The following is a 24,552-nucleotide window of genomic DNA, read 5'->3' as shown; positions in this document are numbered from 1 at the left end:
CTCGTCGCGACATGTTCACGGGGCCACGGCGCGCTCGCCGCCAGGCGCCTCTCCCATTCCTATTCCGAGATCCCATCATGGACCAATGTTCGACACCCGTCCGGCGGCGGTTGCTCCGCTCAACCACCGTGCTGACATCGCCTGCGCTACTGGCATTCGCCCTTTCGAGCCCCGTGCTTGCGCAGGACCCATCGCGGGCTCGCTCTGCCGCCACGCTGCCGCAGGTGACGGTCACTGTTCCGCAGCCCCGCCCGGCCGCCCGAACGGCCGTCCGCCACAGGGGCGCACTTGCGGCGACGACCAATCCGGCAAGCGCGCCACCGCCCCAGGCGACCTCATCCGACGGCGTCGCCCCGCCTCCCGGCGCCACTTCGGTTGCGCCGGGTGACATCCTGGCGAAGCGCGCCGTCACGAACGACACCGCTGCGCTGTTTGCCGATGTACCCGGCGTCAGCCTCTATTCGGCCGGCGGGGTCTCGAGCCTGCCGGCGATCCATGGCCTCGCCGACGACCGCCTGCGCATCAAGGTCGACGGCATGGACACCATCGCCTCATGTCCCAATCACATGAATCCGGCGCTGTCCTACATCGATCCGGCCCAGGTCGCCGCAGCCAAGGTCTGGGCGGGCATCACTCCCGTGAGCGTCGGCGGCGACTCGATCGGCGGCACCGTCGCCGTCAGCTCGCCGGCGGCCCTGTTCGCGGCGCCGGGGCAGAGCCTGCTGACCAAAGGCAGCATCGGCACGTTCTACCGCAGCAACGGCAACGTGCGCGGCGTCAACCTGTCGGCCACCATGGCCACCGAGAACTACAGCGTCAGCTACAGCGGCGCTGCGGTCAAGGCAGACAACTATACGGCCGGCGGCAACTTCAAGAACTTCACCCTGAGGAGTTCGATCACGCCGGTGCTTCCCCTCGATCAGGTCGGCTCATCCGCCTACGAGACCAGGAACCACATGATGGGCATCGCCTGGAGCAAGGACGGCCAGCTCCTCGAGCTGAAGGCGGGAGTGCAGGAGGTCCCCTATCAGCTCTACCCGAACCAGCGCATGGACATGCTGGGCAACGATGCCTACAGCCTCAACCTGCACCATCTCGGCCGGTTCGACTGGGGCGATCTGGACACCCGCCTCTATCACCAGTCCGTCGATCACTACATGAACTTCGGCGGCGATCGGCTGCTCTCGTATGGCACGCTGCGCCCGCCGAACACGACGGGTGCGAGCTATCCGGTCAACGGCATGCCGATGTATACGCGCACCAAGACCAACGGCCTGACCTCCAAGGCCGACATCACGCTGTCGCCCCGCGACGTGGTCCGCGTCGGCGTCGACCTGCAGACCTATCGTCTCGACGACTGGTGGCCGCCGGCCCCCGATTGCGGCGTCGGCAACTGCATCGGCGGCATGGCGCCGCTGACGTTCTGGAACATCAACGGCGGCAAGCGCGACCGGGCCGGTGTGTTCAGCGAGTGGGAGGCGAAGTGGAGCCCGTCCTGGCTGTCGCTGCTGGGCGTGCGGTTCGAACGCGTCGAGACCGACACCGGACCGGTCGTCGGCTACAACACCAGCACCACGCCGCTGACATCGGGGTTCATGTCCGGCATGTACGAGACGAGCTCGGTCGGCTCCCGCGCGGCGTTCAACGCCATGGATCGCTCGCGAAAAGACAACAATGTCGATCTGACGGCGCTGTTCCGGAATACGCCGAGCGCCCATCTCACCTTCGAGTTCGGCGCGATGCAGAAGACCCGGTCGCCAAATCTGTACGAACGCTATTCCTGGTCGCGCAACACCATGGCGCTGGAGATGAACAATTTCGTCGGCGACGGCAACGGCTATCTCGGAAACCCCAATCTGAGACCCGAGGTCGCCCATACCGTGAGCTTCACCGGCGCCTGGCACAGCGCCGACCATGAGGCCGAGATACGGCTCACACCCTATTACACCCATGTGCGCGACTACATCGATGCGGTGCAGTGGAAGGCCGCCACCAACACCGCTGCCGTGCCTGCCGTCGCCAACCAGTTTGTGATCATGAAGTACATGAACCAGCAGGCACGGCTGTACGGCTTCGATCTGTCCGGCAAGGTGCCGCTGGGCAGGACGCCGATCGGCGATTTCGGCCTGAAAGGTGTCCTGAGCTATACCAACGGCAGGAACCTCGACACCGGAGGCGGCCTCTACAACATCATGCCGATCAACGGCAAGCTGACGCTCACGCACCGGCTCGACGGCTGGGACAGCGGCCTCGAGCTGGTGATGGTGGGCCGCAAGTCCGACGTCTCCGTCGCGCGCAACGAGCTCAAGACCCCGGCCTACGGCCTGGTCAACCTGCGCAGCAACTACAGCTGGCAGAAGCTGCGCATCAGCTTCGGCGTCGAGAACCTGTTCAACAAGCTCTACTACCTGCCGCTCGGCGGCGCCTATATCGGCGAGGGCGCATCGATGTCGTTCAACAAGGAGGCCGGCACCGTCGCTGCCACCGGCGGCGGCGTATCGGGCACCGCGACGATGTGGGGCACCGCCGTTCCCGGTCCCGGGCGGTCGTTCTATCTGGGTGCGAACCTGGAATTCTGACGCCGGCATTCGCATCGGCGCCCTGTCCCGCCGGCGGGACCGGGCGAGAGCGGACGCCAGACGACCACAGTGTCGCAATGAGCGGCGCGAGCGAGACGTAACGTCGCGCATCACGCCGTCTGCGATTCTCGGCTGAAAAATCGCGGCCCTGGCGAATTTGGAAAAGCTCTAAGAGCAATTCCAGCCGCCGCTCCGTTGACACATCGGGGCGGTTGCCGTCTCCACTGATCCCACGATGCATCGTCTTTGTATTTGCTCATTGGAGGGATTGATGAGACTGACCATTGCGGCCGCGCTCGCTGTCGCGTTTACCGCCATCTCGCCGGCCTTGGCCGACGGCTACAAGGACTGCACCAAGCTCGACAAGGCGTCGTGGAAGCCGGCGGCCGAGGCGGAAGCCAAGGCGAAGGATGCGGGCTACGAGGTGCGCCGCTCGAAGGTCGAGGGCACCTGCTACGAGGTCTACGGCGTCAAGGGCGACAAGCTGTATGAGCTGTTCTACAGCCCGGAGGATCTCAGCCTGAAGCACACGATCGCCAAGTAGTTGGCGCAAGCGTCGTCCAGCGTGCTGGATGACCTGACGTGAGAGCCATGCACGGCACAGCCCCCCGCGCCAGCCTGAAACACCGGGACGCCGCCGAGACAGTACGGGTCTGGGACCTGCCGCTGCGGCTGTGGCACTGGATGCTGGCCGTGCTGGTGCTCGTCGCCTGGGTGACGCCGAACGTCCATGACGGCCTGCACCGGATCGCGGGCTACGCGATCCTCGGACTGCTTGCGTTCCGCCTGATCTGGGGCATCATCGGCACCCGCCATTCGCGCTTCCGCAGCATCGGCGCCCGGCTGCGCGCGACGCCCGCTTATCTGTGGAATCTGCGGCGCGGCAGGACCGGACGCTATCTCGGGCTGAACCCTGCAGGCACGGCGATGCAGCTCGCACTGCTGCTTCTGCTCATCGTCTCCGCGGTGACCGGCGCGATGCAGGTGACCGTGCGCTTCTTCGGCCTCTGGTGGGTCGAGGACACCCACGAGGTGACGTCATATCTGCTGATCCCGCTGGTGGTGCTGCATGTCGCCGGCGTCGTGCTGGTGAGCCGCCTGCAGCGCGAGAATCTCGCCCGCGCCATGCTGACAGGGCGGAAGCTGCTGCGGCGCAGCTCGCGCGCGAGCTGACCGGACGGCTCAGCCGCGTACGGCGTGAGCGTCAGCCGGAGGCCCTGCGGTCTCCAGCATCTGTCGTCGCCGAACGATCGTTCGCGGCGAATCGCGCCACACCCGGAACTCACGAGCGTTGCACGCAGGCCACAGTTCTCGCAAAAGCTGCGCGGGCGCGGAGATGCGTTATTGCGCCGGGCCGTCTTGCGCCGAACAATCGCAGGTATCGGATGCCTGACCGCCCCTCACCAGCAGGGGCTCGGATTTTGGGGAGGCCGGATGATGAGCTCGCAGCAGCTTTCGACGCGTGCGTTGTGTCGGTCCGTTGTCCTGATAGCTTGTGCGGCGGCATGGCCCGCGGCCGCCGCCGAGATCGAGGCGGCGACGCCGCCCGTCGTCGCGGAGCCGATTGCGACGTCGCCGCAGCCGACCGCAGCCGAGCCCGCGCTGACGACCGCGTCGATCACGCCATCGGCCGTCCTGCCACCGGACGAACAGGCCGCGCCCAGCGCAGCGACCGAACCGCCTCGGCCCACCGTCGCCAGCGCCGACCGCATCGAGATCCTCGACGAGTGCCCCGCCATCGATGCCTGCATCGATCGCTATCTGTGGGCGCTGTACGAGCGCGCGCCGAAGCTCGACAAGGTCCGCGAGACCGAGCGCCGCGTCGTCACGGTCAAGCGCAAGGGGCGCATGGTGAAGGTGACGCGCAGCTTCACCAAGCTGGTCGACAATGACTTCACCTGGAAGGATCCGAAGGCGGCCGAGCGCGTCGGCCGCAGCATGATGGAGTACGTGATCGGCGGCATGGACCGCGGCTTCAAGCTGAAGCTGTTTCACACCTTGCACGCCGCCGAGGCCGCGGGTCTCGCGCCGGGCATCACCAGCGGCTTCCGCGACGATTATCGCCAGGAGATCGCGAGCGGCCTGAAGGCCGCCAGCAACCGCTCCTATCACGGCGGCAGCCTGCGCGGCGGCTACGGCCACGGACTCGCGGCCGACATCGTCAGCGTCAACGGCGCGACGCGCGCACAGCGCTGGGTGGCGACCGAGCAGTTGTGGAAATGGGTCGACGCCAACGGCAAGAGCTTTGGCATCGGCCGGCCCTATCTCGATCGCGACCCGCCACATGTCGGCCCGGTCGACGGCGAGGAATATGCCAAGCATCGCGCGCCTGCGGTGAGGGTGGCGGCGGCGGAGACGAAGAAGGGCAAGCGGATCGCCGCGCGACCGGAGCATCATGCGGCAAAGCGCACGAAGGCGGTGCGCGCGTCGGCGCTGGCCTCGCGGCGGACAGGGTGATTGTCACGTACACTGCAGGTAGCAGTATCTCGTTGATTTCGTAGAGCGCACACTCTCTCCGTCATTGCGAGGAGCGAAGCGACGAAGCAATCCAGAGTCGCGCGCGACACCCTGGATTGCTTCGCTTCGCTCGCAATGACGACGTCCCATCTTCGGAGCATCGATGACGACAAAACAAAAGGCCGGGGCAATGCCCCGGCCTTCACCATCTCCGCCGCGCGTCGCGCCGGATTATCAGTAGCGGTAGTGGTCCGACTTGAACGGGCCTTCCGGCTTGACGCCGATGTAGGAGGCCTGGTCGGGGCGCAGCTTGGTGAGATTCACGCCGATCTTGGCGAGGTGCAGCATCGCCACCTTCTCGTCCAGCGACTTCGGCAGCACGTAGACTTCCTTCTTGTACTTGCCGTCCTTGTTGTTGGCGTAGAGCTCGATCTGCGCCAGGGTCTGGTTGGTGAAGGACGCCGACATCACGAAGGACGGGTGGCCCATCGCATTGCCGAGGTTCACCAGGCGGCCTTCGGACAGCAGGATCATGCGCTTGCCGTCGGGGAAGGTGATCTCGTCGACCTGCGGCTTGATGTTGGTCCATTTCAGGTTCTTCAGCGAGGCGACCTGGATCTCGTTGTCGAAGTGGCCGATGTTGCAGACGATGGCGCGATCCTTCATCGCGCGCATGTGCTCGATGGTGATGATGTCCTTGTTGCCGGTGGCGGTGACGAAGATGTCGGCGCGCGGCGCGGCGTCCTCCATCGTCACAACCTCATAGCCCTCCATTGCCGCCTGCAGCGCGCAGATCGGATCGATCTCGGACACCATGACGCGGCAGCCGGCTTGGCGCAGCGAGGCGGCCGAGCCCTTGCCGACGTCGCCGAAGCCCGCAACCATCGCGACCTTGCCCGACATCATCACGTCGGTGCCGCGGCGGATGCCGTCGACCAGCGACTCGCGGCAGCCGTAGAGGTTGTCGAACTTCGACTTGGTGACGCTGTCGTTGACGTTGATCGCGGGCCACAGCAGCGTGCCGGCCTTCTGCATGTCGTAGAGACGGTGCACGCCCGTGGTGGTCTCCTCCGAGACGCCCTTGATCGACTTGGCGATCTCGGCGAAGTAGCCCTTCGGCTTCTCCTTGAGCTGCTTCTTGAGCAGCGCGAAGAACACCTCCTCCTCCTCGGAGGCAGGCTTGTCGAGGAACGCCGCGTCGCCGTTCTCGGCGCGCAGGCCGAGATGGACGTACATGGTGGCGTCGCCGCCGTCATCGAGGATCATGTTCGGATGACCGCCGCCATGCCAGTCGAACAGCTTGGCGGTGTAGTCCCAGTAGTCGACCAGCGTCTCGCCCTTGACGGCGAACACCGGAATGCCGGCGGCAGCGATCGCCGCGGCGGCGTGGTCCTGGGTCGAGTAGATGTTGCACGAGACCCAGCGGATGTCGGCGCCGAGCGCCTTCAGCGTCTCGATCAGCACCGCGGTCTGGATGGTCATGTGCAGCGAGCCCGCAATGCGCGCGCCCTTCAGCGGCTGCTTCGGGCCATACTCCTCACGCGTCGCCATCAGGCCGGGCATCTCGGTCTCGGCGAGCGAGATCTCCTTGCGGCCGAACTCGGCGAGCGAAATGTCCTTGACGATGTAGTCGGTGAAACCTGGCTTGGCGGTCATGTGGGGTTCCTGTTTGTCAAAAAACATCATTCCGGGGCGCGTAAGCGCGAACCCGGAATCCATCACTTCGAGATTCCGGGTTCAGCGCTATTGCGCTGCCCCGGAATGACGGCCCTAACAACTACACCGCGCGCTTGAACGCTTCGGCGAGGTCGGTCTTCTCCCAGGAGAAGCCGCCCTCGTTGTCCGGCGTGCGGCCGAAATGGCCGTAGGCCGCGGTGCGCGCGTAGATCGGGCGGTTGAGGTCGAGATGCGAGCGGATGCCGCGCGGGGTAAGGTTCATGACCTCGGCCGCCGCCTTCTCGAGCTTGTCCTCGGAAACCTTCCCGGTGCCGTGGGTGTCGATGTAGATCGACAGCGGCCGCGCCACGCCGATGGCATAAGCGAGCTGCAGGGTGCAGCGGTCGGCGAGACCGGAAGCGACGATGTTCTTGGCGAGGTAGCGGGCGGCGTAGGCCGCGGAGCGGTCGACCTTGGTCGGATCCTTGCCGGAGAAGGCGCCGCCGCCATGCGGAGCCGCGCCGCCATAGGTGTCGACGATGATCTTGCGGCCGGTGAGGCCGGTGTCGCCATCGGGGCCGCCGATGTAGAACTTGCCGGTCGGGTTGATGTGCCAGATCGTGTCCTTGGTGATCCAGTCCTTCGGCAGCGCCTCGCGCACATAGGGCTCGACCCGCTCGCGCACCTGCGCCGAGGTCATGTCCTCGACCAGATGCTGATGCGAGACGACGATCTCGCGCACGCCCACCGGCTTGCCATTCTCATAGCGCACGGTGACCTGGCTCTTGGAGTCCGGGCCGAGCACCTTCTCGACTCCCGAATGACGGGCTTCCGAAATCAGGCGCAGGATCTTATGGGCGTAGAAAATCGGCGCCGGCATCAAATCGGGCGTCTCGTTGCAAGCGTAACCGAACATGATGCCCTGGTCGCCGGCGCCCTCTTCCTTGACTTCGCCCGGCTGCAGCGCGTCGACGCCCTGCGCAATGTCGGCCGACTGCGGATGCAGCAGGATCTCGATGTCGCAGGTCTTCCAGTGGAAGCCTTCCTGCTCGTAGCCGATGTCCTTGATGGCCTCGCGGACGACGTGCTCGATGTGCTCGTTGGTAACCGAAGCCGGGCCGCGGGTCTCACCGGCGATCACGACCTTGTTGGTGGTGGCGAGCGTCTCGCACGCGGCGCGGATCTGCCAGGGGTCGATGCCGGCCTTCGGCCCTTCGCGGTAGAACAGGTCGACGATCTCATCGGAAATACGGTCGCAAACCTTGTCCGGATGGCCTTCGGACACCGACTCCGAGGTGAACAGATATGACGCGCGCATCAAGCAACCCCTTCTTCGCCGCCCACGGCGGTCGTTTGTATTGATCCCTAAGGAATGTCAGTCGCGACGCCGCGAGATGACGTAGGACTCGTCGTAGAACCACAGCCCGTTGTGCTTTCGCAGAACCTCTCTGGCGGCGTCGAGCGCACGAGACGAGTGTGCGACCTCCGTCAGGCGGTCTTCCTCGATCTGCGCGACATACACCGCCGCATTCCAGGCTGCAAAGGCCGTCGAGGTTCCGATGGTACCGGTGACCTCGTTGGGCAGAGCCTCCATCTCATACCTGAAAATCGAGCGATTGTCCGCATAGGCGTTAAAATTTAAGTCCCGCCCACTGGACCCCAACTCGTACTTGACGGCGCGCAATAGCTCATGCCGGCTGACCGAGAAAGGATTTTCTCCGGGCCAGACCGCCTGGATGATCTCCAGGCCCGGATCCTCGCCATGGGAGTGGATTCCGATCAGCCGCCCGCCCGGCTTCAGCGCCCGCGCCAGCGGTGCGATGATGCGCTTGGCGCGGAAATTGACCGAGGAACGGGCCCGGTAGGGCTGCGAGGCGATGATCAGGTCGAAATTGGCCTCGACCCGCCCGGCCCGCGGGATGATGCCGTCGAGCAGGAAGCGGTGATCCTCGCGGTAGAGCACCAGCGCGATCGGCCGCTCATAGACCGGCATGCCCGTGCGCTGGGAGACGTTGGCGCGCCAGTTCTGCTCCAGGAACGGCTTCAGCGCCGCGATCTGGGTCTCGAAATCCCCCGACGAATCGCCCTGCAGCACGACCTCGTGCCAGATCATCGATGCCGCCACCGACGGCGAGGCCGGGGTCAGCCAGGGCGCCTCGGCATAGTTCATGTTGGTGAACACGAACACGCTGGCGGGGTGCTCGAACAGCCGGTCCGGCACCTTTTCCAAGGTCAGCCGGACGTCCTCGAGGCTCAGCTCCTTGCCCGCGACATAGAACGGGATGTGGGGAAAGCGGCCATGCATGGTCCGCAGCACCTTCGACAGCACGGTGCCGTCGCCGACGCCGGCGTCGAACAGCCGCAGTGCCGGCGGCCGCGGATGGATGCTGGCGAGCTCGAGACCGACGCGTTCCGCCACCACCCGCTTCTCGCTGCAGGTGTGCACGAACAAGAGATATTTCTGGCGGTTCTCGAAGAAGCGGAAATTGCTCTTGGGATCGCGCTTCTCGGGAACGACGTCGAGCCGCGGCGGCGGCAGGGTGCCGGTGGATGCCGCGATATAGGCCTGGATGCGGTCGAGCGTGTCGATGGTGATGCGCTTGCCCTCGCGCAGCCGCTGCACCAGCTTGCCGTCGTTGACGGCGCGGCGGCCGAACGTTGATTCCGCCATGTCGGACTGGCGGCAGAACTCCGTGATCTGGGCGAGCAGCTGGTCGTTCTTCATTCGGCCCGGCGGGGTGGGAAACATGAGTGGGCAGCGCGCCCCTGGCCCAACCTCCTAGCACCATCTGCCCACCATTGGAAAGAGCCCGAACCCGGAACCTTCCGGACGCAGAAACACCGGATACGGCGCTGTCGCGCCACATCGGCACGCCCGGTCGCGAGGTGCAGCATGTCCGAATCCTGCTATCCTTGTTGAACAATGGAGACGAAGCGTATCGCCGTCGGCCCGCCGCATCGCCGACACGATCCGCCAGCAACAAGCTCGTCTCGAAGGATTAGGGAGGCACGCATGATCGGTCGTTTTGTCCTTGGACTTGGGTTCTCGCTCGCGCTGGCCGCAGGCCCGGCGCTCGCCGACGACGTCACCGGCGTCTGGCTGCGCGAGAGCGGCGCCTCCAAGGTCAAGTTCACCCCCTGCGGCGGCGCCATCTGCGGCACACTGGTCTGGATCAAGGAGGGCACCGACACCCCGGCCAAGGTCGGCCAGCGGCTGTTCTCCGGCATGAAGCCGACCGGACCCAATGCCTGGGCCGGCAGCTACAGCAATCCCGATGACGGCAAGACCTACGATGCCAAGATGACGCTGTCGGGCGGCACCTTGACGACCGCGGGCTGCGCGCTCGGCGGCATCGTCTGCCGGTCCTCGACCTGGACGCGGGCGAATTAGAGCTCCGTTTGCGAATTTGCACTACGGTCTCACCGATCGAGGGCACCAATCGTCCACATGGCAGCGAAGGCACAGGCGCGACTGGGTTTTGTGCTGTTTGCGGTGATTGCCGCGGCAGCCGCGACGTTCGTGCTGGTGCGCCGCTCTGCGGCGCCGTCCGGCAGCGACCACCGGACGGTTCGCCAGCTCATCGTCCACTACAACCTGCTGGCGCGCCCCGATGATCCGATCGTCGTGCTTGGCGACAGCATCGTCGAGGCGGCGACGCTGCCGGCCAGCGCCTGCGGGCATCCGGTCGTCAATGCCGGTCTCGCCGGCGCCGGGACGCGCAGCGACCTGGCCGGCTGGCTCAAGCCCGCACTCGGCCCGAAACGGCCGTTCGCGATCATCGTCTCCCTCGGCGTGAACGATGCACTGACCGCCAAGCCCGACTCCAGCAAGGTCTTCGCTGGACGCTACGAGGCCCTGCTGCGCGAGCTGTCAAAGCTCACCACGCGCATCTTCATCGCTGAGTTTCCCCTCGTCGAGGCGCGCGGGCCATTCACGCCGGCCATGGAGAAGGCCGCCATGGCGAGCATCACCGGCTATCGCGCCATGCTGCCGGACCTCGCGAGGCGCACCGGCGCGACCTTCCTGCCCCTGCCGCCGATGGAGTCGCCGTTCACGCTCGAAGGCATCCATCTGAATGCCACAGGCTATCGATCCTGGGACCAGGCGATCCTGCAGGGAACCGAGCTCGCCTGCCGCTGATCCCCGCAGGCAGCGAAAACAATCCTTCACTTCGCGCCGACTAGGATTGGGCCGCACATCCCGTCGAGACGGTTAACGATCAGCGCATGGCCCTGCCCTACACATCGACATCGCCTGGGACTCACAAGCTGCTCGGGCTCGAGCTGCTGCGTTTCCTCGCCACCATCTCGGTGCTGCTGTGGCACTACCCGCACTTCGCCTACATCGCCGATGCCCCTGTCGATCTCGTTCGCAGCGAGCTGCCGTTCTACAATGTCCTGTTTCCGTTCTATGAGCTCGGCGAATACGGCGTCGTGATCTTCTGGTGCATCTCGGGCTTCATCTTCTTCTGGAAGTACGGCGCGATCATCCCGGATGGCACGGTCGACGGCTGGACCTTCTTCGTCAACCGGCTGTCGCGGCTCTATCCGCTGCATCTCGCAACGCTGCTGCTGGTCGCGGGGTTGCAGGCCCTCTATGTCGCGCAGCACGGCTTCTTCTTCGTCTACCAGAGCAACGATCTCGCTCATTTCGTCGCCCAGCTTTTCATGGCGAGCGACTGGCTGCCGCCGACCGGGGTCAGCTTCAACGGCCCGATCTGGTCGGTCTCGATCGAGGTCCTTGCCTATGCGGTGTTCTTCCTGGCGCTGCGTTTCGTCACCACATCACCGCTGTTGAACCTGGCGATGATCCTGGCCGGCATCGCGAGCGGGACACTGGTCGGCAAGTGTTTCGTGTTCTTCTATGCCGGCGGACTGGCCGCCATGGCGCGGCAGAGCGTCGCCGATGCCTGGTATCGGCCGAAGCTCGAGGCCCTCGCTTTGAGCGCGGCCGTCGGAATTCCCGTCGCTCTCTGGATCTCCGGCATTGAGCTGGCCGAGCGGGCCGCAGCTCTGCTGCTGGTCACCACGCCGATCCTGTTGTTCGCCTGCGCGAGGCCGATCGCCCTGCCGCGGCGCATCGAGAACCTGCTGCAGGCCGCCGGCAACATGACCTATTCCTGCTATCTGCTGCACTTCCCGATCCAGCTTGCGATCGCACTGGTTTTTGGCTTTTTAGGACGAGCAATTCCATACGGCAGCCAGTCGTTCTGGATTGGCTTCATGGCGCTGACCCTGTCGGCGGCGTACGTCACCTATCGCGGGTTCGAGGCGCCAGCGCAGCGGCTGATTCGTCGCGCACTGCTACGCAAAAACGAAACGGGGCGGATTGCTCCGGCCGCCCAACCTTGATCGCAAGACCGCCGAGCCCAGCGCTCGGGCAGGAGGGCATTGCCGGCGCGCCTCGCTCTCGCACCCTTGCGCCTCTGTACCTTTTAAGATACACTCTTTCATGCTCGAAATCCGGCAGACCAGCGAAATCAAGGAATGGCTTCTTGGTCTGCGAGATGCGAGAGCAAAGGCACGTATTGCTGCCCGCATTGCCCGTGCTGAAGGTGGCAACCTCGGGGACAGCAAGCCCGTTGGTGGGGGGCGTCTCCGAAATGCGGATCGATTACGGCCCCGGCTATCGGGTCTATTTTCGCCAGAAAGGCAACGTCTTGGTGATCCTGCTTTGCGGTGGTGACAAGAGCACCCAGCGTTCCGATATCCGGCGCGCTCAAGAACTGGCCGAGAGAGAGGGGTAGCGAATGGCAACAACGCGCTTCGATGCCGCGGAATATCTTGCAGAGCCGGAGGCCCAAGCCGAGTTTCTGGCCGCGGCGCTTGAGGACGGCACCGCTGATGAAATCCGCGCCGCGATCAACACAATTGCCCGGGCGCGCGGCATGTCGGAAGTCGCAAAGGCAACCGGCATCCGTCGCGAACAGCTCTATCGGGCGCTTGGTGAAGACGGGAACCCGGAGTTCGCCACCATCCTGAAAGTGCTCCGCGCTCTCGGCGTGAAGCTCACCTCGGCTCCGCCTAAGACGGCTCCGAAGCGGAAGACCACCAAGAAGGCGGGCCGCCGAGCCGCGTAGTGAGATCTTCGAGATGGCATTGAATGTGCTGGTCGTTACCAGCCATTCAGCAGATCATCGGCCTCTTGCAACAGAGCCAAGACCCGACGGGATTGCTTGGGCGGCTTGATGAGTCCACCTCGGCCAGACCTATTGAAATCGCAATCGTCAAAATCAGGTCACGGACATGGCGGCTCTTGCATCCATCGCCGTGAAGGATCGCCGCGCATTTGCCGCGGCGATCCTGTCCGAAGCGACCGTCTTAGTCAGCTGCCCCGGGTAAGGTACGGGTCTGACTTCAATGGGCTCCTGTCCGCAGGCTTACTTCCCCCAGATTTCCTCGGCGAGCTCGACGCAGAGGCGCAGCTTGGCCCACTGCTCCTCTTCGCTCAGGATGTTGCCTTCCTCGGTCGAGGCGAAGCCGCATTGCGGGGACAGCGCGAGCTGGTCGAGCGGGGCGAACTTCGAGGCCTCCTCCAGGCGGCGCTTGATGTCGTCCTTCTTCTCGAGTTCGCCGACCTTCGAGGTGACGAGACCGACCACGACGACCTTGTTGCCCTTGGGCAGGAAGCGCAGCGGCTCGAAGCCGCCGGCGCGCTCGCTGTCATACTCCAGGAAGTAGCCGTCGTAGTTGGTGTTGGCGAGCATGGTCTCGGCCACCGGCTCGTAGCCGCCCGAGGAGATCCAGGTCGAGCGGAAATTGCCGCGGCAGACGTGGGTCGTGATCGTCATGTCGGCGGGCCGCTCGGCGATCGCGTAGTTGATGATGCGCGAATAGATCTGCTGCAGGCCATCGGGATTGTCGCCACGCTCCCTGGCCTTCTGCAATTCGTCCTGCGAGCACAGATAGGCCCACACGGTGTCGTCGAACTGCAGATAGCGGCAGCCGGCGTCGTAGAACGCCTTCACGGCCTTGCGATAGGTCTTGCCGAGATCCTCGTAGAAGGCGTCGAGATCGGGATAGACGTCCTTGGAGATCGACTTGCGGCCGCCACGGAAGTGCAGCACGGCCGGCGACGGGATCGTCATCTTCGCCGTCACATGCGCGGTGTCGGCGTGCTTCTTCAGAAAGCGGAAATGGTCGAGCATCGGATGATCGGTCGGGAAGTCGAGCTTGCTGATCACGCGCACCGCGTCATGACGGGTCTGCACGCCCGTGAACTGGATGCCGGTGTCGGGATGGAACAGCTCGCAGCCAGTCAGCTTGGCGAGGAAGTCGAAATGCCACCAGGAGCGGCGGAACTCGCCATCGGTCGCAAGCTTCAGGCCGGTCGAGGCCTGGCGGTGCACGACCTTCTCGATCTCCATGTCCTCGATCTTTCGGAGATCGTCGGCCGAGATCTCGCCCTTCTCGAGTTTGGCGCGGGCTTCCTTGATCTTCTGGGGCCGCAAGAGGCTGCCGACTTCGTCGGCGCGGAATGGGGGCTTGGTGCGTTGCATGTGCTCACTCCTTGGAAGGCGTCGATTCGTTGGATAGACTTGTTGGGCCGGTTGCGATCTGCCTTGGCGTGCGATCCGGGCAAAGCGTCATGGACGGGTCCATCCCCTACCCCGTATCCGATCGGTATACAATTCCGTTGGAACGGGGAGCTTGGCCCGGTCCCCCGCCACACCACTCGCCTGGGCTGCCAGAAATCATCCAGGGGTGATTTTGCGACCGTCTCCGGGTGGGGCGAGGCGGAAGGGCCGGGTTGCCCTTTGTCGGCGCTTCACGATCGTTCCCTGCGATGACGAATCCTGCATACCAATGTGGCAAAGGCGGCGCGACACACCGCAATCGACTCCCGCACCGCGTGCGTGAACCATATCACAACTGCAACTGAAGATGACGCTGCCCGGCTGTCGTCGAGCCGGTTGATCGGGTCAATGCGCCGCCGCGCTCGCAACCCCCAGATGCCGCTCAAGCGGCGCCGGATCGGCCTTCAGCGCGCTCGACGGGGCATCATGCACGATAGTGCCGCGCTCCAGGATGACGACGCGGTCGGCCAGCGCGAGCAGCTTCTGCGCGTGCTGCTCGACAATGATGGAGCACAGCCCGCCGGCCCGGCTGATGGTGCCGATCGCGGCCAGCAGCTCCTCGACGATGATCGGCGCCAGGCCCTCGGTCGGCTCGTCCAGCAGCAGCACCTTCGGGTTCAGGGTCAGCGCGCGGCCGATCGCCAGCATCTGCTGCTCGCCGCCCGACAGCTGGTTGCCGAAATTGTTGCGGCGCTCCTTCAGCCGCGGAAACATCTGGTAGACGCGCTCGACCGTCCAGGGGCCGGGCTGCGCCACCGCGGTCATGTTTTCCTCCACCGTGAGCGAGCGGAAGATGTTGCGCTCCTGCGGCACCCAACCGATGCCGGCACGGGCGCGCTGATCGGCGCGCAGGCTCGTGATGTCGGTGCCCGCCAAGGCCAGCTTGCCGGAGAAGCGGCGGGTGACACCGACGATGGAATTGATCAGCGTCGTCTTGCCGGTGCCGTTGCGGCCGAGCAGCGCCAGCACCTGTCCCTCGGGCAGCTTGAGCGACATGTTCGGCAGCACGACCGCCTGACCGTAGCCGGCGCGCAGGTTCTCGATGGTCAGCAGATCGGTCATCACGCAGCCTCGCCGAGATAGACCGCCTTGACCTGCGGATCGCGCGCGACCTCGTCCGGCGTGCCTTCGACCAGCAGAGCGCCGGAGACCAGGACCGAGATGCGGTCGGCGAAGGAGAAGACGAGATCCATGTCGTGCTCGATCAGCAGCACCGTCACATCGCGCGGCAGCGCGGCGACGGCGGCGAGAATGTCCTTGCGCTCGCCCTCGGGCACGCCGGCGGCGGGCTCGTCGAGCAGCAGCACGCGGGGCTTGGCGGCGATCGCGACGGCGATCTCGAGCAGGCGCTGCTTGCCATAGGGCAAGGTCGAGGTACGATCATTCATCACGTCGAGCAGGCGGAAGCTCTCCAGCGTCTCGGCGATCTCGGCATTGATGTCGTCGCGCGTGCCCATGCGCCGCCACCAATTGCCGCCGCCGCCGAGGCGCTCGGACACGGCAAGCCCGATGGTCTCCAGCGGCGTCAGGTCCGGATAGAGCTGATTGATCTGGAAGGTGCGCGACAGGCCGCGCAGCACGCGCTTGTGCACCGGCAGGTCGGTGATGTCCTGGCCTTCGAGCAGGATGCGCCCCGCGCTCGGCTCCAGCACGCCGGTCAGTTGATTGATCACGGTCGTCTTGCCGGCGCCGTTCGGGCCGATCAGCGCGTGGCGCGCGCCCGGCACGATCTGCAGCGACAGGTCGCGGGTGACGTGAAGGCCGCCGAAATGCTTGTCGAGGCCGCGGGTTTCCAATGCGTAGGTCATGGCGCCTCGTTATCGGTGAGGGCCACCGCGGCCTTGCGGCCGGCGATCTGGCGCAGGATGAGGTTGGGCAACCACAGCGCATAGGCGTGGATGCGGTGGCGGCCCACCAGCACGATGACGACGAGCACGAGGCCGATCCAGAACATCCAGTATTGCGGCGTGATCCACTGGAACAGCTCCTGCAGCATCCGGAACACGGCGGCGCCGATCAGCCCGCCATAGAGATAGCCGGAGCCGCCGATGACCAGCATCAGCACCAGGTCTGCGGAGCGCTCGAACGAGAACACGTCGAGCGAGGCCAGTGCCGTGGTCTGCGTGAACAGCGCCCCGGCAATGCCAGCATAGAACGCCGCGACCGTGTAGATCGCGATCAGGCGCTTGTTGACGGGAATGCCGACGGCGGCGGCGCGCAGCGGATTGTTCTTGATCGCGCGCAGCGACAGGCCGAACGGCGAGTGCACGATCGTCCGCGCCAGCAGGAACAGCACGAACAGCACCGCAAGCGCATAGAAGAACCCGGTCTTGCCGAACATGTCGAAGGCGAACACGCCGAAGATCGGCTGGATGTCGATGCCCTGGAGACCGTCGGTGCCGCCGGTGATGTTGGAAAAGCGCTCCGCCAGCGCCTCCATCAGGAGCGCGATGCCGAGCGTCACCATCAGTCGCGTCAGGTCGACACCGCGGATGACCAGGAAGCTGGTGGCGAAGCCAAGCACAGTGGCGGCAAGTCCCGCCACGATCAGCGCCAGCACCGGCTCATTGATGATGCCATGCACCGAGAGCAGGCCCGCGCAATAGGCCCCGACGCCGAAGAAGGCCGCGTGCCCGAGCGAGACGATGCCGGCGTAACCGAGGATCAAGTCGAGCGACAGAGCGAACAGCGCCAGCCGCAGGATCTCGGTCATGATCAGGTAGCGCGATGGAAACGCGAGGCCAACCGCCAGCACGACGATCCAGAAGGCGAACTCGCTCCAGTGCCAGCGGCCGTGCTGCCTGGCGTGAAATCCGACCTCGGTTTGTGCATTCGTCGTCATGCGATCCTCACCGCGTCGCCGTGCGACCGAACAGGCCGTTCGGGCGCCAGATCAGGATCACGATCATGATGGTGTAGATGACGAAAGGGCCAAGCTTCGGCACGTAATATTTGCCGGCAACGTCGCCGATGCCGAGCAGCAGCGAGGCCAGGAACGGCCCGGTGATCGAGGACGAGCCGCCCACGGTGACCACAATCAGGAAGTAGATCATGAACTTGAGCGGGAAATACGGATCGAGGCCGAGGATCTCGGCGCTGAGCGCGCCGCCGAGGCCGGCCAGTCCGCAGCCGAACGCGAAGGTGAAGGCGAACACCTGCGGCACGTTGATGCCGAGGCCGCTCGCCGCGCGCGGATCATCGACCGCGGCGCGCAGCCGGCTGCCGAACCGCGTCTTGGAGAGCACCAGCTGCAGCCCCACTGTGAGCAGGCCGCAGATCACGATGATCATCAGCCGGTAGCGGCCGATGCCGACGCCGAAGACGTCGAACTGGCCCTGCAGCACGTCCGGCAGCTTGATGAAGATTCGCGAGGAGCCCATGATGTAGTCGACAGCGGCCACCGTCATGAAGACGAGTCCGATCGAGAACAGCACCTGGTCGAGATGGCTGCGCGCATAGAGATGCTGATAGAGTGTCCGCTCCAGCAGCGCGCCGATCATGGCGCTCGCGACGAAGGCCAGCGGCAGCGCTGCGAAGAACGGCCATCCCATTCGGTTGACGAGCACGGCGCAGACATAGCCGCCGGCCATGGCGAAGGCGCCGTGGGCGAGGTTGACGAAGTTCATCAGGCCGAGCGTCACGGCGAGCCCGCAGGCCAGCACGAACAGCAGCATGCCGTAAGCGACGCCGTCGAACAGGTTGGTGAGGATGGCGGTCATGGAGTCGAGTTTCAGTCCCCGGTCATCCCTTCATCCGAAGGGCATGCATACAACGCTTGCTCGGTCTGCGCCTCTCCCGCTTGCGGGGGAGGTCGGATCGCATCGGAACGATGTGATCCGGGTGGGGGAAATCTCTCCACACGACGCGTGTGCCGTGGGGTGCCCCCACCCCAGCCCTCTCCCGCAGGCGGGGGAGGGAGCGCACGGTCCGTGCGCGCTTGAGATGACGCCTATCGCGTCACTTCTTGGCCTTGCCCGGATCCTTGACGGCGTCGAAGGTCTGGAACTCGACGTTGTAGAGCTCGCCGTCGACCTTCTCGACCTTGCGGATGTAGACGTTCTGAACGATGTCGCGCGTCTCCGGATCGATCGAGATGGGACCGCGCGGGCTCTCCCAGGCCATGCCCTTCATCGCAGCAATCAGGGAATCGCCGTCGGTCTTGCCACCGGTCTTCTTCAGCGCCTCGTAGATCAGATGGATGCCGTCGTAGCCACCGACCGCCATGAAGCCTGGACGGCTGTTGAACGCCTTCTTGTAGGCCGCGACGAACTCCTTGTTCTTCGCCGACGGATGCGCCGCCGAATAGATGTGCGCGGTGACGGCGCCGAGCACGGCGTCGCCCATGTCGTTGAGCAGGTCGTCGTCGGTGACGTCACCCGGTCCGATCACCTTGATGCCGCTCTTGTCGAGGCCGCGCTCGGCATATTGCTTCATGAAGTTGCCGCCCTGGCCGGCCGGCACGAACACGAACATGGCGTCCGGCTTGGCGTCCTTCATGCGCTGCAGGAAGGGAGCGAAGTCGGGATTCGCCAGCGGAACCTTGATTTCCTCGACGATCTCGCCGCCGCCGGCGGTGAAATGCTCCTTGAACGAGGCCAGCGCGTCGTTGCCCGGCGCGTAGTCCGAGGTCAGGGTGGCGACCTTCTTGATGCCGTTCTTGACCGCCCAGTCGCCGATGATGGTGGAGGACTGCGGCAGGGTGAAGCTGGTGCGGACGATGTACGGCGACTTCTCGGTGATGATGGAGGTGCCGGCGGCCATGACGACTTCCGGAATCTTGCCCTGGGTGGCAAGCGGCGCGGCGGCGAAAGCCGCCGGCGTCACGCCGAAGCCGGCGATCACGTTGACCTTGTCGTTGACGATCAGCTCCTGCGCCAGACGCTTGGTGTTGTCGGGCAGCGCGGCGTCGTCCTTGAGGATGACCTGGATCTTCTTGCCGGCGACGGTGTCGCCGTTCTGCTGCATGTAGAGCTTGATGGCATTGTCGATCTGCTTGCCGGTCGACGCCTGGCCACCGGTCATCGGCAAGATCAAGCCGATCTTGAATGCGTCTTCGGCCCGCGCCGCACCGGACGCGAGCGCAGCCGCGGCAAGAGCCGCACTGGCGAGCGTCAGTGTCTTGCTTCGCACGAACATTGAAACTACCTCCCTGGTCGGATCAGGACCGGAGCCCCCGGCCATTGTTGTCTTAACCGTGCGATCTCGTTCACGATATCGCGGGCGCATCGCTGCGGACTCGGGACCCCATTGTCAATGGCGATCATGGGAGGCTTCGTGAACGGTAGGTTTCCGCAACGGACCACCAATCCGTGATTGGTATATTAGTACCGGCATCATCGAACGGCCAAATTTTACCAATTGATGGCAAATCGTTAGGGTCCGGGCCGCGGGTCGCCCGCAGCACGAAAGGTCCTCCGTCAATGCCGGCTAGACGCCACCCCCGGACCAGGCTCTTTCCGGCCGCAACGATGCTTCTGGCCGTGGCCGGGCCGATCCTCGCCGGCTGCTCGTCGATCAATGAGAAGGTCGGCGCGGGGATGGGAGATCTGATGCCGCAATGGGCCGGCGGCCTGCCGGCCGGTGCGCCGCCCCGTCCAGGAACCCCGGAATACGACCGTTTCATGCAGGAGCGCGAGCGGCAGCGGCAGATGCCGGCCGCCGAACGCGACAAGGAGACGCAGTCGAACGCCAACGCGCAGGCGACCGTCCCCGGCCGCTGACGCGCGGTCGCGACATCAATCCATGAAGACGACGGTCTTGCGGCCGTTGAGGATGACGCGATCCTCGAGGTGATAGCGGATCGCCCGCGCCAGCACGCGCCGCTCGATGTCGCGGCCCTTGCGCACGAGGTCCTCCGGCGTGTCGCGATGGCTGATGCGCTCGACATCCTGGTCGATGATCGGACCCTCGTCGAGATCCCGGGTCACGTAATGAGCTGTGGCGCCGATCAGCTTGACGCCGCGCTCATAGGCCTGGTGATAGGGTTTTGCGCCCTTGAAGCCCGGCAGGAACGAATGATGGATGTTGATGCAGCGGCCCGACAGGCTCGCCGACATCTCGTCCGACAGGATCTGCATGTAGCGCGCCAGCACGACGAGATCGGTCTTCGTCTCATCGACCAGCTTCAGGATCGCCTGCTCCTGGTCGCGCTTGGTGTCCTTGGTCACCGGCATGTGGTGGAACGGGATGTCGCCGAAATCGAGCCCGGCATAGGTCTCGCGCGGATGGTTGGAGACGATGGCGGTCGGAATCATCGCGAGGTCACGGGTGCGCCAGCGATAGAGGATGTCGACCAGACAATGGTCGAACTTCGACACCAGCAGCATCACCCGGCGCTGCCCGGCGCGGTCGCGCATCTGCCAGTCCATCGCAAAGCGCTCGGCGATCGCGGCGAAGCCGGTCTGCAGCGCCGGCAGGTTGACGGCGAGATCGGCGGCCGTGAACACCACCCGCATGAAGAAGTGCCCCGTCTCGAAGTCGCCGAACTGCTGGGCATCGAGGATGTTCTGGCCGTTATGGGCGAGGAAGGTGGAGACGGCCGAGACGATCCCGGGACGATCCGGGCAGGACAGGGTCAGGACATACTGGTGGTCGGACATGGCGATGACGTACCGGGCGGATGATGTGAGGATGAATGATGCGGCAGGCTTGGCGCCCGTTCGGGCCCTGCTCTATCACCCTCCACGCCCTTGCGCCAACGCTCGGCGCGGGGGCAGGATGAACAAAACATCAACTCTCAAACTTCGAGCATCGCCATGGCTGACAGGCTGACCGGCAACCGCATCCTGATCCTGGAAACCCGCGAGGAGGCGCAGTTCTCGCGGCTGCTCGCCGAGCAAGGCGCCGACGTGCTGCAATGTCCGATGTTCACGATCCAGGATGCGCCGGACCCCGCGCCGATCGAAGCCTGGATCCGCCGCTGCATCGAGCGGCCGTTGGATGATCTCGTGCTGATGACCGGCGAAGGTCTGCGGCGGTTGATGACGGTGGTGCGGAGAATCGGGCTCGAGACCGAATTCATCGCGGCGCTTCGCAAGGCCCGCAAGTTCACCCGCGGCCCCAAGCCGGGCCGCGCCTTGCGCGAGCTCGGGCTCGAGCCGCAGGTCACGACCGAGAAGCCGACGTCGGAAGGCGTCGCCGAATTGTTGGCGCGCTTCGACCTCAAAGGCCACCGGCTCGGCCTCCAGCTCTATCCCGACAAGGATCATGCGGCGCTGATCGGCGCCATCGCGGCCGCGGGCGCCGAGGTCGATCCGGTGCTGCCCTACGTCTACGACGCCAAGGCCGCGGATGCGAACATCCTCACCGCGATCGACGAGATGATCGCCGGCAAGGTCGACGCGATCGCGCTGACGAGCTCGGGCCAGCCGCGGCGGCTGTTCGACGTCGCCAAGGCACATGGCGTCGAAGACCGCCTGCGCCAGGGACTGGCGCGCACGCCGATCGCCTCCGTGGGGCCTGTGGTCACCGAGGAGCTGCATGCCCATGGCGTTGCGCCGACGATCACGCCCGCGGGCGAGGCCTATTTCATGAAACCGCTGATCTCGGCCATGGCGGTGACGCTCAGTGGAAAGCCGCCGCGGACGGCGACGAGCTGAACGGCCCGGAACTCAATCGAAGTAGGACGGCGCGTGTGCGATCGTCGCATTCTGCACGATATCGTGGTTGATCCAGAGCTGCGCCCCCTCGGCCCGAACGACGGCATCGACGCGCGCCATCGATCGTTGCGACTGCTCCGCATCGGCGTTCATGGTCGGCACGCGGCGATGCTCCATGTTGTAGCGGTCATGCGCAACGTCGCCTGACAGCAGGATCGGCCCGGTGTTCGCGAGCCGGACCAGCAGCGAACTGTGCCCTGGCGTATGTCCTGAGGTCGCGATCACACGGATCGAACCATCACCGAACATGTCATGGTCTCCGTCCATCAGTTCGACCTTTGCCTGCCTCAGGCATTCGTAAAGCAAAGGCACATAGCCATGCTGTCGATAGTCGGGACCGAACATCGCCCGATGCTCGTCCCGCTGGATGTGCCACGTGGCATGCGCGAACAGCCGCGCATTGCCGACATGGTCGAAATGCGCATGAGACAGAATGACCGTCGCCACATCCTCGGGCACAAGTCCGATATCGGCGAGTTGGCTGACGATCGGGCGCGCAACGACGCCCCTGATGCCGTGGGCGATGATCCGGCCGCCGGCCTCCTCTGCGATCGTATCCTCGATGCCCGTGTCCCACATGATCCAGGCGCCGCCACGACGGATCAGGTAGGCATTGCAGCTCAACGTGACCTGTTCGCCCTCCCACTGTCCTGGCGTATAGACCGATCGATCTGGCGCGACCGCGAGCCCGGCATCCAGCACGTAGAGCCGATCGATGGTGCCGGCGGGTCCTGCTGAAACTGACATGGGAGATCTCCCGGATTTGCTCGTCTCAGATGCCTTGTCCACCCGAGACTTCGATCCGCTGCGCGTTGACCCAGCGATTGTCCTCCGACAGCAGGCTCGCGATCATCGGCCCGATGTCGTCGGGCAGGCCGGCGCGGCCGAGCGCGGTGATGTCCGCAAACACCTTGTTGATCTCGGGATTGTCGCGAACTACCCCGCCGCCGAAATCGGTCTCGATCGCGCCGGGCGCCACCGTGTTGACCGCGATCCTGCGGCCCCCCAATTCCTTCGCCATGTAACGGGTCAGCACCTCGACCGCGCCTTTGACCGCCGCATAGGCGGCGTAACCGGGAAACGACGTACGGGTCAGGCCGGAGGACAGGTTGACGATGCGGCCGCCATCGGCGAGCAATGGCAGCAATGTCTGCGTCAGGAAATAGACGCCCTTGAAATGGACGTCGACCAGGCGATCGAATTGCGCCTCAGTGGTCTGGCCGATCAAGGCATAGTCGCCATGGCCGGCATTGTTGACGAGATGGTCAAACGTCTCTCGGCCCCAGGTCTCGCGCAACGCGGTCCGCAGCCGCTCGGCAAACGACATGAAACCTGCGACGTCACCGGTGTCCAGTTGCAAGGCGACAGCCTTGCGGCCCAGCGCAGCGATCTCCGCCATGACCGCGTGAGCGTCGTCCACTCTGGACTGGTAGGTGAGGACGACGTCGCCACCGCGGCGGGCGATGTTGAGCGCGGCGTTGCGGCCGAGGCCTCGGCTCGAACCGGTCACGAGAGCAATCTTGGTCATGGTCTGAACTCCTGCGGTCTTGACCACCCCGATATCGACCAGGCGCGCGCGCCTTTGTTGCCGGAAGCTCGCCGCTTCTTGCCTAATCCTCCAAAATGCGGTGCATCGCCGGCGTCGACCGGTTAGGCTCGGACCATGATGAGCACGCTCCTTCACGCCGTGGGCCGCCACGCCGAAGCCCATGCCGACGGTGCCGGTATTGGCCAAACACCAATCCCGGGCCTGATGACCGTACGGGCGACCGCGCCCAGCGGCCTCCTCTACGCGATCTCGCGGCCGCTGGTCTGCCTCGTCGTGCAGGGGAGCAAGCATGTCACGATGGGCGGCCAGGGCTTCGGCTTTTCCGCTGGGGATTCGCTGTTGATCACGGCCGACGTGCCGACCGTCAGCCAGATCACGCGCGCAAGCATCGCGGCGCCCTATCTCTCGCTCGTGCTCGAGCTCGATCCGGCGATTCTCACCGATCTCTCGGCACAGATGGATGACGCCGGCGGAGACGACCAAACGCCGGTCCGAGTCGACCCGACCGATCGCGAGGTGGCCGACGCTGCACTACGTCTGATGCGCTTGCTCGATCGTCCGGAATCGATACCGGTGCTGCGGGGACAGTTGTTGCGCGAGATGCACTACTGGCTGTTGACCGGCCGGCATGGAACGGCGATCCGTCGTCTCGGCTGGCCGGATGGCCACGCGCAGCGTATCGCACGCGCAGTGGCCGTGCTGCGCACCGAGTTTGCACGGCCCTTGCGGGTCGAGCAATTGGCGGCCGTCGCGGGCATGAGCCCGTCGTCATTCCACCAGCACTTCCGCAGCCTCACCTCACTGTCGCCGCTCCAGTTCCAGAAGCAGCTTCGGCTGATCGAGGCGCGACGGCTTATGCTGGCGGAGGGCATGACCGCAGGCAGCGCGGCCTTTGCCGTCGGCTATGAGAGTGTGCCGCAGTTCACGCGCGAATACGGCCGGATGTTCGGCTCGTCGCCGGTGCGCGAGATCAAGGCGGTGCGCAGCAAGATAGGGGCTGTGCAAGGAGCCGCCGAGGGACGCGCGGCCGAATGACAGGGGGTCGCGGAGCAAGTCAGCGTCTCACGTTCGGTCCT

23 protein-coding genes and 1 pseudogene are annotated in these 24,552 nt (G+C 65.1%); 12 read left to right on the top strand and 12 right to left on the bottom strand.

The window, feature by feature from the left end:
- The first annotated feature begins 224 nt into the window (after nucleotides 1-224).
- The 4 genes from QX051_RS18280 to QX051_RS18265 all read left to right on the top strand — a co-directional run bounded on the left by QX051_RS18280 (nucleotide 225) and on the right by QX051_RS18265 (nucleotide 5,036).
- On the top strand, nucleotides 225-2,579 hold the full coding sequence (locus tag QX051_RS18280) for a TonB-dependent receptor (RefSeq protein WP_315777083.1): 2,355 nt from the start codon (nucleotides 225-227) through the stop codon (nucleotides 2,577-2,579).
- 271 nt (nucleotides 2,580-2,850) lie between these two features.
- Nucleotides 2,851-3,123: a PepSY domain-containing protein gene (locus tag QX051_RS18275; RefSeq protein WP_315777082.1), complete on the top strand. Its 273-nt coding sequence runs from the start codon at nucleotides 2,851-2,853 to the stop codon at nucleotides 3,121-3,123.
- A gap of 47 nt (nucleotides 3,124-3,170) precedes the next feature.
- Complete coding sequence (locus QX051_RS18270; protein ID WP_315777081.1) at nucleotides 3,171-3,752, top strand: cytochrome b/b6 domain-containing protein; 582 nt, start codon at nucleotides 3,171-3,173, stop codon at nucleotides 3,750-3,752.
- 261 nt (nucleotides 3,753-4,013) lie between these two features.
- Nucleotides 4,014-5,036 (top strand): hypothetical protein, encoded by a 1,023-nt coding sequence (locus tag QX051_RS18265; RefSeq protein ID WP_315777080.1) that lies wholly within the window; start codon nucleotides 4,014-4,016, stop codon nucleotides 5,034-5,036.
- Between the two features lie 234 nt (nucleotides 5,037-5,270).
- Here QX051_RS18265 and ahcY read toward each other — a convergent pair whose 3' ends face one another.
- From ahcY to QX051_RS18250, 3 genes are all read right to left on the bottom strand, one after another.
- Nucleotides 5,271-6,692 (bottom strand): adenosylhomocysteinase, encoded by a 1,422-nt coding sequence (gene ahcY / locus QX051_RS18260; protein WP_315759149.1) that lies wholly within the window; start codon nucleotides 6,690-6,692, stop codon nucleotides 5,271-5,273.
- Between the two features lie 121 nt (nucleotides 6,693-6,813).
- Nucleotides 6,814-8,010, bottom strand: coding sequence for a methionine adenosyltransferase (metK, locus tag QX051_RS18255; protein ID WP_315738974.1), 1,197 nt, complete (start codon nucleotides 8,008-8,010; stop codon nucleotides 6,814-6,816).
- A 57-nt stretch (nucleotides 8,011-8,067) separates the two neighbouring features.
- Nucleotides 8,068-9,417: a hypothetical protein gene (locus QX051_RS18250; RefSeq protein WP_315759151.1), complete on the bottom strand. Its 1,350-nt coding sequence runs from the start codon at nucleotides 9,415-9,417 to the stop codon at nucleotides 8,068-8,070.
- A gap of 288 nt (nucleotides 9,418-9,705) precedes the next feature.
- Between QX051_RS18250 and QX051_RS18245 the strand changes: the two genes are divergently transcribed.
- The 5 genes and pseudogenes from QX051_RS18245 (at nucleotide 9,706) to QX051_RS18225 (ending at nucleotide 12,772) form a co-directional block, all read left to right on the top strand.
- Complete coding sequence (locus tag QX051_RS18245) at nucleotides 9,706-10,083, top strand: DUF2147 domain-containing protein (RefSeq protein WP_315738976.1); 378 nt, start codon at nucleotides 9,706-9,708, stop codon at nucleotides 10,081-10,083.
- Between the two features lie 57 nt (nucleotides 10,084-10,140).
- Complete coding sequence (locus tag QX051_RS18240) at nucleotides 10,141-10,833, top strand: SGNH/GDSL hydrolase family protein (RefSeq protein WP_315777079.1); 693 nt, start codon at nucleotides 10,141-10,143, stop codon at nucleotides 10,831-10,833.
- A gap of 86 nt (nucleotides 10,834-10,919) precedes the next feature.
- On the top strand, nucleotides 10,920-12,044 hold the full coding sequence (locus QX051_RS18235; RefSeq protein ID WP_315777078.1) for an acyltransferase: 1,125 nt from the start codon (nucleotides 10,920-10,922) through the stop codon (nucleotides 12,042-12,044).
- A gap of 100 nt (nucleotides 12,045-12,144) precedes the next feature.
- A pseudogene (locus tag QX051_RS18230) lies at nucleotides 12,145-12,439 on the top strand (type II toxin-antitoxin system RelE/ParE family toxin).
- A 3-nt stretch (nucleotides 12,440-12,442) separates the two neighbouring features.
- On the top strand, nucleotides 12,443-12,772 hold the full coding sequence (locus QX051_RS18225; protein WP_315777077.1) for an addiction module antidote protein: 330 nt from the start codon (nucleotides 12,443-12,445) through the stop codon (nucleotides 12,770-12,772).
- Between the two features lie 300 nt (nucleotides 12,773-13,072).
- Here the strand turns inward: QX051_RS18225 and QX051_RS18220 are convergent, their stop codons facing one another.
- The 6 genes from QX051_RS18220 to QX051_RS18195 form a co-directional block, all read right to left on the bottom strand.
- Nucleotides 13,073-14,191 carry a cobalamin-independent methionine synthase II family protein gene (locus tag QX051_RS18220; protein ID WP_315777076.1) on the bottom strand — a complete coding sequence of 373 codons (1,119 nt, stop codon included), beginning with the start codon at nucleotides 14,189-14,191 and terminating at the stop codon, nucleotides 13,073-13,075.
- Between the two features lie 423 nt (nucleotides 14,192-14,614).
- Nucleotides 14,615-15,331, bottom strand: a complete 717-nt coding sequence (locus QX051_RS18215; protein WP_315738984.1) for an ABC transporter ATP-binding protein — start codon at nucleotides 15,329-15,331, stop codon at nucleotides 14,615-14,617.
- Nucleotides 15,331-16,077, bottom strand: coding sequence for an ABC transporter ATP-binding protein (locus QX051_RS18210; protein WP_315738986.1), 747 nt, complete (start codon nucleotides 16,075-16,077; stop codon nucleotides 15,331-15,333). Before QX051_RS18210 ends, QX051_RS18215 begins: the two co-directional genes overlap by 1 nt.
- The gene (locus QX051_RS18205) at nucleotides 16,074-17,111 is read right to left on the bottom strand and encodes a branched-chain amino acid ABC transporter permease (protein ID WP_315738987.1); all 1,038 of its coding nucleotides are present in this window, start codon (nucleotides 17,109-17,111) and stop codon (nucleotides 16,074-16,076) included. The genes QX051_RS18210 and QX051_RS18205 overlap by 4 nt, the downstream gene beginning before the upstream one ends.
- 7 nt (nucleotides 17,112-17,118) lie before the next feature.
- Nucleotides 17,119-17,988 (bottom strand): branched-chain amino acid ABC transporter permease, encoded by an 870-nt coding sequence (locus tag QX051_RS18200; protein WP_315738988.1) that lies wholly within the window; start codon nucleotides 17,986-17,988, stop codon nucleotides 17,119-17,121.
- A gap of 238 nt (nucleotides 17,989-18,226) precedes the next feature.
- Nucleotides 18,227-19,405 carry an ABC transporter substrate-binding protein gene (locus QX051_RS18195; RefSeq protein WP_315777075.1) on the bottom strand — a complete coding sequence of 393 codons (1,179 nt, stop codon included), beginning with the start codon at nucleotides 19,403-19,405 and terminating at the stop codon, nucleotides 18,227-18,229.
- Nucleotides 19,406-19,737: 332 nt separating this feature from the next.
- On the opposite strand from QX051_RS18195, the gene QX051_RS18190 reads away from it, so the two are divergent.
- A complete protein-coding gene (locus QX051_RS18190; RefSeq protein ID WP_315738989.1) occupies nucleotides 19,738-19,989 on the top strand; it encodes a hypothetical protein in 252 nt (83 codons plus the stop codon).
- Nucleotides 19,990-20,004: 15 nt separating this feature from the next.
- On the opposite strand, the gene purU is transcribed toward QX051_RS18190, so the two are convergent.
- Complete coding sequence (gene purU, locus QX051_RS18185) at nucleotides 20,005-20,868, bottom strand: formyltetrahydrofolate deformylase (protein WP_315738990.1); 864 nt, start codon at nucleotides 20,866-20,868, stop codon at nucleotides 20,005-20,007.
- A gap of 156 nt (nucleotides 20,869-21,024) precedes the next feature.
- Here purU and QX051_RS18180 point away from each other — a divergent pair, with 156 nt between their 5' ends.
- Nucleotides 21,025-21,867: a uroporphyrinogen-III synthase gene (locus tag QX051_RS18180; protein ID WP_315738991.1), complete on the top strand. Its 843-nt coding sequence runs from the start codon at nucleotides 21,025-21,027 to the stop codon at nucleotides 21,865-21,867.
- A gap of 12 nt (nucleotides 21,868-21,879) precedes the next feature.
- On the opposite strand, the gene QX051_RS18175 is transcribed toward QX051_RS18180, so the two are convergent.
- Together QX051_RS18175 and QX051_RS18170 are read right to left on the bottom strand one after the other, a co-directional pair.
- On the bottom strand, nucleotides 21,880-22,674 hold the full coding sequence (locus tag QX051_RS18175; protein ID WP_315777074.1) for an N-acyl homoserine lactonase family protein: 795 nt from the start codon (nucleotides 22,672-22,674) through the stop codon (nucleotides 21,880-21,882).
- Between the two features lie 25 nt (nucleotides 22,675-22,699).
- The gene (locus tag QX051_RS18170) at nucleotides 22,700-23,455 is read right to left on the bottom strand and encodes an SDR family NAD(P)-dependent oxidoreductase (RefSeq protein ID WP_315777073.1); all 756 of its coding nucleotides are present in this window, start codon (nucleotides 23,453-23,455) and stop codon (nucleotides 22,700-22,702) included.
- 138 nt (nucleotides 23,456-23,593) lie between these two features.
- Between QX051_RS18170 and QX051_RS18165 the strand changes: the two genes are divergently transcribed.
- Complete coding sequence (locus QX051_RS18165) at nucleotides 23,594-24,511, top strand: AraC family transcriptional regulator (protein ID WP_315777189.1); 918 nt, start codon at nucleotides 23,594-23,596, stop codon at nucleotides 24,509-24,511.
- Nucleotides 24,512-24,552 lie beyond the last annotated feature (41 nt).

The organism is Bradyrhizobium sp. SZCCHNR1053, from assembly GCF_032381235.1.
In the GTDB taxonomy this organism is placed as follows: domain Bacteria; phylum Pseudomonadota; class Alphaproteobacteria; order Rhizobiales; family Xanthobacteraceae; genus Bradyrhizobium.
Note: the sequence above shows the minus strand (reverse complement) of the source record. Positions and strands in the feature narration are given on the sequence as shown.